General features: G+C 66.8%; 12 protein-coding genes, 1 tRNA gene and 1 pseudogene. 3 read left to right on the forward strand and 11 right to left on the reverse strand.

The annotated features are described in order from the left end of the window. Window positions 1-88 precede the first annotated feature (88 nt). Window positions 89-164, forward strand: a tRNA-Lys gene (locus FJ417_RS27505). A 393-nt stretch (window positions 165-557) separates the two neighbouring features. After that, a complete protein-coding gene (locus tag FJ417_RS27510; RefSeq protein ID WP_140785590.1) occupies window positions 558-1,394 on the forward strand; it encodes a hypothetical protein in 837 nt (278 codons plus the stop codon). Window positions 1,395-1,597: 203 nt separating this feature from the next. On the opposite strand, the gene cobT is transcribed toward FJ417_RS27510, so the two are convergent. Genes cobT through cbiE form a run of 7 tightly spaced genes read right to left on the reverse strand, consistent with a single transcriptional unit; the run spans window position 1,598 to window position 7,923 of the window. Continuing rightward, window positions 1,598-2,623 carry a nicotinate-nucleotide--dimethylbenzimidazole phosphoribosyltransferase gene (cobT, locus tag FJ417_RS27515; RefSeq protein ID WP_140785591.1) on the reverse strand — a complete coding sequence of 342 codons (1,026 nt, stop codon included), beginning with the start codon at window positions 2,621-2,623 and terminating at the stop codon, window positions 1,598-1,600. Window positions 2,624-2,648: 25 nt separating this feature from the next. After that, window positions 2,649-3,416 carry an adenosylcobinamide-GDP ribazoletransferase gene (cobS, locus tag FJ417_RS27520; protein ID WP_140785592.1) on the reverse strand — a complete coding sequence of 256 codons (768 nt, stop codon included), beginning with the start codon at window positions 3,414-3,416 and terminating at the stop codon, window positions 2,649-2,651. After that, window positions 3,413-4,729 (reverse strand): cobyrinate a,c-diamide synthase, encoded by a 1,317-nt coding sequence (locus FJ417_RS27525; protein ID WP_140785593.1) that lies wholly within the window; start codon window positions 4,727-4,729, stop codon window positions 3,413-3,415. The genes cobS and FJ417_RS27525 overlap by 4 nt, the downstream gene beginning before the upstream one ends. Then, the gene (gene cobA / locus FJ417_RS27530) at window positions 4,726-5,541 is read right to left on the reverse strand and encodes a uroporphyrinogen-III C-methyltransferase (RefSeq protein ID WP_140785594.1); all 816 of its coding nucleotides are present in this window, start codon (window positions 5,539-5,541) and stop codon (window positions 4,726-4,728) included. Before cobA ends, FJ417_RS27525 begins: the two co-directional genes overlap by 4 nt. After that, entirely contained in the window at window positions 5,538-6,302 is a 765-nt protein-coding gene (gene cobM / locus FJ417_RS27535; protein WP_140785595.1) for a precorrin-4 C(11)-methyltransferase, read from the reverse strand. Before cobM ends, cobA begins: the two co-directional genes overlap by 4 nt. Further along, window positions 6,299-6,685: a cobalamin biosynthesis protein gene (locus tag FJ417_RS27540; protein WP_140785596.1), complete on the reverse strand. Its 387-nt coding sequence runs from the start codon at window positions 6,683-6,685 to the stop codon at window positions 6,299-6,301. The genes cobM and FJ417_RS27540 overlap by 4 nt, the downstream gene beginning before the upstream one ends. Then, entirely contained in the window at window positions 6,682-7,923 is a 1,242-nt protein-coding gene (cbiE, locus tag FJ417_RS27545; protein WP_140785597.1) for a precorrin-6y C5,15-methyltransferase (decarboxylating) subunit CbiE, read from the reverse strand. The genes FJ417_RS27540 and cbiE overlap by 4 nt, the downstream gene beginning before the upstream one ends. Before the next feature lies 1 nt (window position 7,924). Between cbiE and FJ417_RS27550 the strand changes: the two genes are divergently transcribed. Then, on the forward strand, window positions 7,925-8,692 hold the full coding sequence (locus FJ417_RS27550; RefSeq protein WP_140785598.1) for a cobalt-precorrin-6A reductase: 768 nt from the start codon (window positions 7,925-7,927) through the stop codon (window positions 8,690-8,692). Here FJ417_RS27550 and FJ417_RS27555 read toward each other — a convergent pair. The 4 genes and pseudogenes from FJ417_RS27555 to FJ417_RS27570 form a co-directional block, all read right to left on the reverse strand. After that, window positions 8,656-9,420 (reverse strand): precorrin-3B C(17)-methyltransferase, encoded by a 765-nt coding sequence (locus FJ417_RS27555; RefSeq protein WP_140785599.1) that lies wholly within the window; start codon window positions 9,418-9,420, stop codon window positions 8,656-8,658. The two genes, FJ417_RS27550 and FJ417_RS27555, sit on opposite strands and share 37 nt — an antisense overlap. Beyond that, complete coding sequence (locus tag FJ417_RS27560; RefSeq protein ID WP_140785600.1) at window positions 9,417-10,166, reverse strand: precorrin-2 C(20)-methyltransferase; 750 nt, start codon at window positions 10,164-10,166, stop codon at window positions 9,417-9,419. Before FJ417_RS27560 ends, FJ417_RS27555 begins: the two co-directional genes overlap by 4 nt. After that, the gene (locus FJ417_RS27565) at window positions 10,163-10,795 is read right to left on the reverse strand and encodes a precorrin-8X methylmutase (RefSeq protein WP_140785601.1); all 633 of its coding nucleotides are present in this window, start codon (window positions 10,793-10,795) and stop codon (window positions 10,163-10,165) included. Before FJ417_RS27565 ends, FJ417_RS27560 begins: the two co-directional genes overlap by 4 nt. Further along, window positions 10,752-11,519, reverse strand: a pseudogene (locus FJ417_RS27570) (precorrin-3B synthase); the annotation flags it as partial. The pseudogene FJ417_RS27570 and the gene FJ417_RS27565, both read right to left, overlap by 44 nt.

Genomic DNA, 11,519 nt, shown 5'->3' on the forward strand with positions numbered 1-11,519 from the left:
TCGATTTGTCGGGAAATGATCCGGCAGGGCTAGACATCACCGAAAGCGGCGGCTATATGCGCCGCCGACGCTGGTTTTCCAGCGGTGTGGGTGTGTAGCTCAGTTGGTAGAGCAGCTGACTCTTAATCAGCGGGTCCACAGTTCGATCCTGTGCACACCCACCATCTAGTCCCTTGCTTTTGCTAGTATTTTACGTCTGCGGAAAACTCCTCTTTTCCGGGTCTTAGCAGGTCGCTGCTCGGAGGCATGGGTGTGGGGTTGCTTCGGCCAGTCCTGTGATCACGGCCGCTCCCGCAAAATCGCCGGCGAATGCAGCGTCAGGCTCGAGCCGGAGATAAAGACGGGCAAAGGCACCGCCACACTGGAGTCTGCCCCGTGGGTATGGACGCTTTCGCTCGTGCGCAATATGGATGGGGATGTGGCCTGCCGTGGCGCTCACATTTTTCGCTGTGTCGCGAAGGCAGACGACGAGACGTTCGTTCAATGATGCTGCGCCGGGCGAGTTGGCCTTTCGATTGAAGCCGCCCTGCAAAGTGTCGATTTCAGGGGAACTGGTCATGACCGACAACAAGCCGGGCGCAGACGTCACCAAGGATTGGCAAGCAACGCAAGGCCAGAAGTCCGCCGCGACGCGCCTTCGCCTTTTCGCCGCGCTCTCGTGGATTATCGCCATTGGCGGTGAGATTGCCGGGATCGTCTTGTTTTACCAGCGCAAGTTCGACCAAGGGAATCTGCCGCTGTTGATCGGCATTCTGGTCGGAATCGCGATTTTCGCAATCGCCGGTAACTTGTTGTGGAAGGCTGCCAACCGGCACGATCCGGCCCGGGCATCCAACACGGCCAGGTTCTTCTTCCAAAACCAGCTCGGCGCGATCATCACGCTGATTGCCTTCCTCCCGTTGATCTTCCTTATCCTCACCGACAAGAACATGGATCCGCAGACCAAGAAGGTAGCCGGCGGAGTGGGTGCTGCACTGGCCGTGCTTGCGACTGTAATGGGCGTCAGCTTCAAGCCCCCGTCGGTCGAGCAGTACACCCAGGACATGAACTCGTGCGCGGCCCAGATCAGGGCGGGACAGCCGACCACGGCCTGTTCGCCCGAAGTCGCCGCCCAGGCTCAGGAGATCGCCACGGATACCTCTGCGGTGACCGCGGCGACGAAGGACGCGAGTCACCCTGCCGGTCAGGATGTCGTGTACTGGATCGCGCCGGAAAACGGAGCCGCGAAGTCCTCCGAACCGCATGTTTTCCATCTCTGCGCCGCGGTGAGTCCGTTGAAGGACAAGACCGTGAACAGCGGCTCCGTGACCGAGGCCTATGCGCAGAACGCCATCCGCATCACGAAGCAGATCGAGATGGAACAGAAGCAATGCGGATTTGCCGCTTCGCAGTGAACCTGCCCGCGATCGCCTCGAAGACGGACTGGGGCGTTTCATCGTTTCACGGAAACGGCGAAACGCCTATCTCTCCGGCTTAGCTGGAGCAATTCCGCTCAGACTTTTGCTGGGATCGCTCTGACCGGTAGGCCGTCAGCGATCGGAAGAAACAATGCTTCACCGGCGCTTCGGGTGCATCGCACGCAATCCGGGGGTGTCGTCTACTTCTCCGAAACGCCGGCCTCGGCGAAGCTCGCCATCTTCGCGTGGCATTCCAAAGCGGAACGGACGATGTTGACGGCAAGGCAGGCGCCGGAGCCTTCGCCGAGCCGCATGCCGAGATCGAGCAGCGGCGGCAGGCCGAGCGCTTCGAGCAGGCGGCGGTGGCCGGCTTCGGCCGAGACGTGGGCGGCGACGGTGTGGGCGAGGCCGGTCGGGTGCAGCCTTGCCAATGGCGCGACCGCGGCGGTGCACACAAAGCCGTCGAGCAGCACCGGCACGTTGTTCTTGCGCGCGGCGAGCGTGGCGCCGAAGATCGCCGCCAACTCGCGCCCGCCAAGGGCGGCAGCGATCTTCAGCGGGTCGGAGAGCGAATCGGCATGGCGCTTGAGGCCAGCCTCGATGGCCACGACCTTGCGCTGCAGGCCGGCGTCGTCGACGCCGGTGCCGCGACCCGTCCATTTCTCGGCGCCGCCGCCGAAGAGGGCGGTGGAGATCGCCGCTGCCGGCGTCGTGTTGCCGATGCCCATCTCGCCGAAGCAGACGAGATCGAGGTCCTTGGTCACGGCGTCATAGCCGGCCGAGACGGCGGCGAGGAACGCCTGCTCGTCCATCGCCGGAATCTGCGTGAAGTCGCCGGCCGGATGCTCGAGATCGAGCGGGATGACGTCCAGCTTGGCGCCGGCAATGCGGGCAAGCTGGTTGATGGCCGCACCGCCGCCGGCGAAATTCGCCACCATTTGTACCGTGACTTCCGAAGGATAGGCCGAGACGCCTTGCGCGGTGACGCCGTGATTGCCGGCGAAGACGAAGACTTTCACCGCATCGAGCTTCGGCATGTCGCGGCCCTGCCAGCGGCCGAGCCAGGCGACGATGGTTTCCAGCCGGCCGAGGCTGCCCGGCGGCTTGGTCAGCGTGTCCTGGCGCCTCGCGACGGCGCCGGCGGCCGCATCGCTGCCGGCGGGAAGGTCGAGGCAAGCGGCGCGAAGGTCTTCGAGCGATTTGAAGGACGTTGTTTGGGGGGACATGGGGGGCAAGGTCTCCGAAAGAGAATCAGGAAAGGCAAACGGATGCGACTAGCAGCACGGCGATCTCGCCGAGCTGCTGCAGCGCGCCGATCGTGTCGCCGGTCTGGCCGCCGATCTGGCTGAGGCAAAGCGCGCGGAAGCCCATGAAGACCAGGCCGAGCAGGATGAGTGCTGCGATCGCGCCGCCAAGGCCGAGCGCCAGCAGCGCCACCGCGCCGAGCGCCGCGCCGACGATGGCGGTCTCGGTCGTGACAGAGCCGGCATTGGCGGACAGACCGTCGGCTCGGGCCGGCGGCAGTAGATGCATGAAGGCGCCGAACAGGCCGCGCGAGGCCGCATGCGCGGCAAGCAGCGCCAGGACGACGTGGCCGGGACCGGTCAGCTCGGACAGCGCGCTCCAGCGGATGAGCAGCGAGACACCGAGCGCCACCGCGCCATAGGCGCCGATGCGGCTGTCGCGCATGATCTCCAGTTTCCTGTCGCGTGTTCGGCCGCCGCCAAAGCCGTCGGCGATGTCGGAAAGCCCGTCCTCGTGCAGGCAGCCGGTGACCAGCATCGTCGCGGCGAGCGTGAGCGCGGCGGCCGGCTCGGTGGCGAGGCCGAGAACTGTGGCGATGGCGTAGACGAGCGCGCCGATGATCGCCACCGCGAGACCGGCAAAGGGCGCCGCCCAAATCGTGTCGGCAAGGCTGCGGCCGCCGAAATCGCTCGATGGAAACCTCAGCCGGGTGAAAAAGACGAGACTGAGGCCGATATCGTCGAGCAATTGCTTCGGTGCGGAAGGACCGCTCATGCGCCCCTCGCTATGGCATGGAAGAAGGTGCCGCTGACGTGGCCGCGCCGGTAGCCGGAGGCGCCGAGCGGATTGCCCTGGCCATCGGCAAGGTCAGCCAGCGGCTCGTCATTGCCAGTGGCGGTCATCTGCGCATAGTGGAATTCATGGCCGCGGATCAGCGTGCCCTCTGGCCCCAACGGGCAGGCGGCGCGCAGCCGCGCCTCGCGATAGCCAAGGTTCATCTTGCGCCTGGCGAAGCTGGTCGAATGGCCAAGCAGGCCGAGCATCCTGTGGCTCTCGCCGTCCGCATCTTCCAGCACTTCGCCCAGCACCATGAAGCCGCCGCACTCGCCGTGAACAGGCTTCGTCGCCGCGAAGCGCGCCATTCCCGTCCGGAAGTTCGTCGCGGCCGCGAGCTTGCCGGCATGCAGCTCGGGATAGCCGCCGGGCAGCCAGCAGACCTCGCAATCTTCCCTCGGCTTCTCGTCGGCGAGAGGCGAGAAGGGGGCGATCTCGGCGCCGGCCTTGCGCCAATGCGCGGCGACATGCGGATAGAGGAAGGTGAAGGCGGCGTCCTCGGCCAGCGCGATGCGCTGCGCTGGCGGTTGCAAGGCATCGGCGAAGTCGCCGGCTGCCGGCTCCAGCGGGGTCGCCAGCGCCAGGATGGCGTCGATGTCGAGCGACTTTTCGACCATGTCGGCCAGCCGGTCGAGATGCGCCATCAGGTTCTCGTATTCGCCGGCCTGGACGAGGCCGAGATGCCGCTCCGGCAGGTTGAGCGTCGGATCGCGCACGATGGCGCCGACCACGGGCAGGCCGATCGCCTCGATGGCGTCGCCCGACAGCCGCCGGTGGCGTTCGCTGCCGAGCCGGTTGAGCACGACGCCGGCCATGCGCACATCGGGATCGTAGGTGGCAAAACCCTTGGCCACCGCCGCCGCCGTGGTCGATTGCCCGGAAACGTCGAGCACCAAAAGCACAGGCAAGCCGTAGAGCCGGGCAAGATCGGCGGCCGAGCCGGAGCGGCCTTCCGGCGCGGGGATGCCGTCGAACAGACCCATTGCGCTTTCGAGGATGACGTATTCGGCATCATCGGCGGCTTGGCCGGCCAGCGCGTTGAGCAGGGCAGGCGGCATCGCCCAGCTGTCGAGATTGACGCCGGACAAGCCGGTGGCGGCGGTGTGGAAGCCGGGATCGATATAGTCCGGTCCGGACTTCGCGCCGCGCACTTTCAGGCCGCGCCGAGCGAGCGCGCGCAGCAGGCCGATGGTGACGCTGGTCTTCCCCGAGCCGGAGCGCGGCGCGCCGATGATGATCGCGCGCGCCGTCATGTGCCGCCCGTCAGTGCTGCGCGCATGGCGACGATGCCGCCGACCACGATCAGCGCCGGGGAAGCGAGCCCGGCGGCCGCGGCTTTGTCCGCGATGGTGGCGAGCGTGGCGACGACGGTGCGTTCCTGCGGGGTGGTCGCGGCGACGATCACAGCCGCGGGTGTCGATGGCGCCAGGCCGCCGCTCAGCAGCTTTGCCGCGATGACCGGCAGGTTGGCCATGCCCATATAGATGACGACCGGCTGTCCAGTGCGGGCGATCGCCGCCCAGTCGATGTCCTCATCGGTGCCGGCCGCATGGCCGGTAGCCAGGATAACGGCCTTGTTGATGCCGCGCATGGTGGCGGGAATGCCCGTGGCGGCCAATGCGCTGAGACCGGAGGTCAGGCCGGAAAGCACGCGGAACGGAATGGTTTCGCTCGCGAGCGCCAAGGCCTCTTCGCCGCCGCGGCCGAAAATATAAGGGTCGCCGCCCTTGAGCCGCACGACACGGCGGCCTTCGCGCGCCAACCGTACCAGCAGGGCGTTGATGTCGTCCTGCTTCATCGAGGGCTGACCACCGCGTTTTCCAGCGTAGAAAAGCTCGGCGCCTTGAGCGACCGCCACGACATCGGGCGAGACCAGCGCGTCATAAACTAGCGCGTCGCATTGCCCGAGCGCCGCCAGCACCTCCAGCGTCAGGCAGCCGGGATCGCCGGGGCCGGCGCCGGCCAGCCAGACATGGCCGGGCTCAAGCTCGCGCGGCTTGAAGTTCAGGCGCGCAAGCGCCTGTTCCACCGTTGCCCGTCCGTTCGTATTGGCGCTGCCGTTCACAATCCGTCCCGTCCGCGAAAACGCCGCTGGTAATGGGCGTCGTACAATGAGCTTTCGCCGAAATCCTGCGCTGCAAGCGCGCTGCCGACGAAGATGATTGCCGTGCGCTCCATCGGGTTTTCCGCCAATTGCGCTTCGATGGTGCCCAGTGTGCCGGTCAATATGCGCTCATCCGGCCAGGAAGCGCGGAAGACGACCGCGACCGGACATTCGGCGCCGTAAAGCGGCGTCAAATCGGCGACGATGCGGTCGACGGCGTGGATGGCAAGATGAATGGCGAGGGTGGCGCCGGTACGGCCGAAGCCGGCCAGCGTCTCGCCTGGCGGCATTTTCGAGGCGCGGCCGGAAACGCGGGTCAGCACCAGGCTCTGCGCCAGTTCTGGAATGGTGAGCTCGCGGCGCAGCGCGGCCGCGGCTGCCGCGAAGGAAGGCACGCCTGGAGTCAGCGTATAAGGGATGCCGTGTTTTTCCAGCCGCCTTATCTGTTCGGCCACCGCGCTCCAAACGGAGAGGTCGCCGGAATGCAGGCGCGCTACATCCTGGCCGGCCTTATGCGCGGCGACATATTCGGCCTCGATCTCGTCGAGCGACATCGGCGCGGTGTCAATCAATTTGGTGCCAGGCGCACAATGCTCGAGCAATTCGGGCGCGACGATCGAGCCGGCATGGAGGCAGACCGGGCAACTGGCCAGGAGCCGCGAGCCGCGCAGCGTGATGAGATCGGCCGCACCTGGACCGGCGCCGATGAAATGGACGGTCATGCGGTACCTCCGCCAAGAGCGATAGCGCAGGTCACAGGACCGAGCACGATGCGCGGCCCAAGCAGTTTCGCACCTTTTCCGGCCGCGGCCAGAGCCGAGGCTTCCGAAACCGAAGGCGTGCCAGCCTGGGCCTGCGACGCTTCGGACCGACTGACCGTGCCGGACGAGACGGATTGCAGCGCAGCGTCGGACATGATGAGCACGGGGAGGTCGAGGCCTCGGCCGGCAAGGAAGATCGCCGGCTCGTCGCGCTTGATTTCGCCCGTCGCCAGCGCGGAAAGCGCCGTCATCGCCAGGCCATGCGCTTCGAGCGCGGTCTCGACCGCCGCCAGTACTTCCTCGACGCTCGCGCCTTTGCGGCTGCCGATGCCCGCAACCATCATAGTTTCACCCAGCTCCACTGCGTCACCGGCATGGCCGGCCGCCACGCCTGCATGGATCCGACAGCTGCCGCGCGCGACAGCGCGATGCGGGTAAGATCGCCGCCGCGGCGGTTGTACTGGTCGAGCAGCAGCGCCTCCATCTCCAGCGTCACCGCGTTGGCGACCAATCGGCCACCGGAGCGTAGCGCCTTGATCGCCTTCTCCAGCACACCGGTATCGCTGCCGCCGCCGCCGATGAAGATCGCATCCGGCGTTTCGAGCTTGGCGAACGCCTTGGGCGCGGCGCCTTCGACCACGGCAAGGCCCGGCACGCCGCAATGCGCGGCATTGCGTTGGATGCGGGCGGCGCGTTCGCCGTCGGCCTCGACGGCGATGGCGCGCAGCGAGGAATGCGCCAGCATCCATTCGATGCCGATCGAGCCGGAACCGGCGCCGATATCCCACAACAGCTCGCCACGGCGTGGCGCCAGCGCCGACAGCGTGATGGCGCGGATCTCGCGCTTGGTGATCTGGCCGTCATGCTCGAACAGATGGTCGGCAAGGCCGGCGGTCAAGGGCAGGACGCGCGCATCCGGCGTCGATTCAATTTCGAGCGCCAGCACATTGAGCGGGTTGATGTCTTTGAGATTGAAGACATCGGCGCGGGAGGTTCGATGCGCCTCATCGGCCCCGCCGAGCGCTTCGAGAACCGTCAGTCGCGACGGGCCGAAACCGAACTCGTCGAGCAGTGCGGCGATGGCCGCCGGCGCGTCGGCGTCCGATGTCAGGGCAAGGATGCGCGCACCGGGGTGGAGCAAGGGCAGGATCAGGTCGATCGAATGGCCGTGCAGCGAGATGGTCTCGACGTCCTGCAGCGCCCAGCCGAGACGGGAGGCGGCCAGCGACAGCGACGATGGAGCCGGGAGGACGAGCATCTCATCCGGCTTGACCTTGCGCGCCAGCGTGGAGCCGACGCCATGAAAGAACGGGTCGCCGGAGGCCAGCACGCAGATTTTTTTGCCTTTGAGTGCCAGCACGTCGCGCATTTCGGCATCGAACGGCGTCGGCCACGGGCGCGCCTCGCCCTTGGCCAGCGACGCGACAAGGTTGAGGTGCCGGCTGCCGCCGAACACCACTTCGGCCTCGGCAATACGCTGCTTGGCCTCGTCGCCGAGACCCGCTACACCGTCCTCGCCGATGCCGATGACGGTCAGCCATTTTGAGGCTGGCTTGGTGGCGCGCGGACCCTTAGCAGGCATGATGACCCACCATATCCTGATCCTCGGCGGCACGACGGAAGCCCGGCAACTGGCGGGAAGGCTTTCCCGTCGCAAGGATTTTTCGGTCACGCTGTCGCTTGCCGGCCGCACCGAAAGCCCGGCCGCGCAAGGCGTGCCGGTGCGTGTCGGCGGTTTTGGCGGCGCGGAGGGATTGGCTGCCTATCTTCGCGAAGAGCATGTCGATCTGCTGATCGACGCCACGCATCCATACGCCGCCCGTATCTCGGCCAATGCCGCCGAGGCGGCCAAGCGGTCCGGCGTGCAGATCCTTGCGCTGCGTCGTCCCGGCTGGGAGCCTGTCGCAGGCGACCACTGGACGCTGGTCGATGACGTCGCTGAGGCGGCAGCTGCCCTCGGCACGGCGCCGCGACGCGTTTTCCTGGCGATCGGCCGGCAGGAGGCGAGCGCCTTCGAAGCTGCACCGCAGCACCGCTATCTGATCCGCAGCGTCGATCCGGTCGAGCCGAAGCTTGCCGTGCCCGACGCGCTCTACGTTCTGGCGCGCGGGCCGTTCCTGGAAGCGGATGAGCGGGTGCTGCTCGAAAAATACAGGATCGATGCCGTCGTTTGCAAAAATAGCGGCGGCGAGGCGACCTACGGCAAGACCGCCGCGGCGCGGGCGCTCGGCATCGAAGTGGTCATGATCCGCCGGCCGACGCTGCCTAACGTGCCCTCGGCCGAAACCGTCGATGCGCTGGCGGCAAAAGTCGATCATCTTTTCGAGCCCGTTGCCGAACGCGGCGTGTAGACCAGCGCCGGCCGTTCGCCGCGCTTGATGATCCGGGTCTCGGGCGAGCCGATGATGATGCAGGTCGACATGTCGGCCTTTTCCGCATCGGCGTCTGCCAGCAGAAAAACCTCGATGCGCTCGTCGGGGCGCCCGGCGGCGCGGCCAAAGATCACCGGCGTGGTGCCGGGCAGGATCGCCTTCAGGCATTCGAAGGCGCGGCGAAGCTGCCAGGGGCGGGCCTTGCTGATCGGGTTGTAGAGCGCGATGACGAAGCCGGCTCCAGCCGCCGCCAGCAGGCGCAGCTCGATCAGGTCCCATGGCTTCAGATTGTCGGAGAGCGAGATGGCGCAGAAATCGTGGCCGAGCGGCGCGCCGATGCGGGCGGCGACCGCAAGCATGGCGGTGACGCCGGGTACGACCGACAGGTCGATGGAACGCCATTCGTCGGGCCCGGCTTCGATCGCCTCGCAGACAGCCGCGGCCATGGCAAAGACGCCGGGATCGCCGCCTGAAACGACGGCGACGCTATGGCCCTCGGCCGCCTTGGCCAGCGCCTCGTTGGAGCGGGCAAGTTCCTCACGGTTGTCGGAAGCGATGCGGGTCTGGTCCGGCCGCAGCTCAAGCCGGTCGAGATAGGGCTTGTAGCCATAGAAGAACGAAGCCTCGGCCACCGCATGGCTTGCCTGCGGCGTGACCTGGTCGGCATTGCCCGGACCGAGACCGATGACGGTGAGGCGGCCGCTCATGCTTTGGCTCCGGGGCGCGCCGACCAGCCCGCGACCAGCACGATGGCGAAATAGGGCGCCTTGTCGTCCGGTTTTTCGGCAAGCCGCATCGAGATGCTGCCCGGCATCGTGCCGCGCTCGACATAGACGGCTTTCGCCAGCTTGCCGGTCGCTTCCAGCGCGCGGCGGATTTTTGGCAGGTTGCGGCCGACCTTCATGATCACCGCGGCATCGGTGTCGGCCAGGCGGCGGGTCAGCTCGAACTCACTCATCGTGCCCGGCAGCACGGTCAGCACATCGTCGCCCTGGACGATCGGCAGGCCAGTGGTCGACCAGCAGCCGGACATGGCGGTGATGCCGGGGATGACTTCTGTCGGGAACCGGTGTGCAAGCCGCACATGCAGGTGCATGTAGGAGCCGTAGAAGAGCGGATCGCCTTCCGACAGCACCGCCACCATCTTGCCGGCGCCGAGATGCTCGGCGACCTGTTCGGCTGACTGCTCGTAGAAATCGGCGATCTGCGAGCGGTAGTCGTCATGGTCCTTGTCGATTTCGGTGGTCACCGGATAAAGCAGCGGCAGCTCGATCATGTCCGCCCGGAAGCGCGCCTCGACAATGGCGCGCGCATTGCTGTTGTTGCCGCGCTTGGCGAAATAGGCGACGATGTCGGCCTCGGCCAGCGCGCGCGCTGCTTTCAGCGTCAGCAGTTCGGGGTCGCCCGGGCCGGTGCCGACGCCGACAAGACGGCCTTTTACAATCGCGTTCACAGGCCCGGCCTCGCCAACGAATTGAGCGCGGCGGCGGTCATGGCGCTGCCGCCCAGTCTGCCGCGCACGATGGCATAGGGCACGCCGTAAGAATTCTCGGCCAGCGCATCCTTGGATTCGGCGGCGCCAACGAAGCCGACCGGCATGCCGATGATCGCCGCAGGCTTCGGCGCGCCGTCGCGCAGCTTTTCCAAGAGATAGAAAAGCGCGGTCGGCGCGTTGCCGATGGCGACGACCGAGCCGGCCATGCGCTCGCCCCAGAGGTCGATCGCCGCCGCCGAGCGGGTGTTGCCGATTTCCCTGGCGATGTCATGCGTGCGCGGGTCGCGCAGCGTGCAGATCACTTCGTTGCCGGCCGGCAGCCGGGCGCGGGTGACACCATGCGCCACCATCTCGGCATCGCAGAAGATCGGCGCACCGGCGGCAAGGGCCGCGCGGGCGGCGATGACGAAATCGCCGGAGAAAACGAACTTCCTGGCGGCTTCGACCTGGCCGCAGGCATGGATCATGCGGATCGCGACATCCGCCTCCGCCTCGGAGAAGCGCGACAGGTCCGCTTCGGCGCGGATGATGGCGAAAGAGCGCTCATAGATCGCGTTGCCGTCGTGGATGTAGTCGTAGGCGGCCATTTAATGGTTCCGTCGATAGAGTTCGGCGATGCCGGCCGCGCCAAGCCTTGCCAGGCAGGCGGCGGCAGTCTCGCCTTGATGTCGTTGCGCGCGCAGCGCGGCAAGGATGCCGGCGATGCCGCGCGCGGCGTCATAGCCCGGCCTGTACGCGGCAGGAAGGGCCTTTGCCGTCCCGTCCACGACAAGTCCGGCTCCGTTTTCGTCGCCGACCAGGGTCAGTGTCGCCGCGCCGGGATGCGCGCAGCCCTTGGCGCAGCCGGAAATGTGGAGCGTCAGCGAGGCGTCGATGAGGCCGGGGCTTTGTTTTGCAATGGTTTCGGCGATGGCGCGCGTGGCGATACGGCCGGAAGCGCAGGCCGGCGTGCCGGGGCAAGTGGCGATGCGGATGCGTGGGTCCGTGGGGTCGGTGACGAAGCCGAGAGTGGCGGCGGAGGCTTGCAGGGAGTAGGGGGCGGAGAGGCCGAGGAAGAGCAAGGCGCGGCCTGGGGCGAGGCGGATTTCGGTCGCGTGGAGGTTCGCGGCTTGTATGGCGAGGTCGATGAGGGACTGCGCCGGCATGCTGCCGTAGGGCAGGACGATGCCGAGGGCGTGAGTGTTGGTGAGGTTAAATAGGCCAATGGGGCTTCCCGCAGGCTGGCGTTTCCGCGCCCCCCTCTCTGTCCTGCCGGACATCTCCCCCTCGAGGGGGGAGATTGGCAATTCCCGCGCCGGCTCTCCACTTTCG

The organism is Mesorhizobium sp. B3-1-7 (assembly GCF_006439385.1).
Lineage (GTDB): Bacteria > Pseudomonadota > Alphaproteobacteria > Rhizobiales > Rhizobiaceae > Mesorhizobium.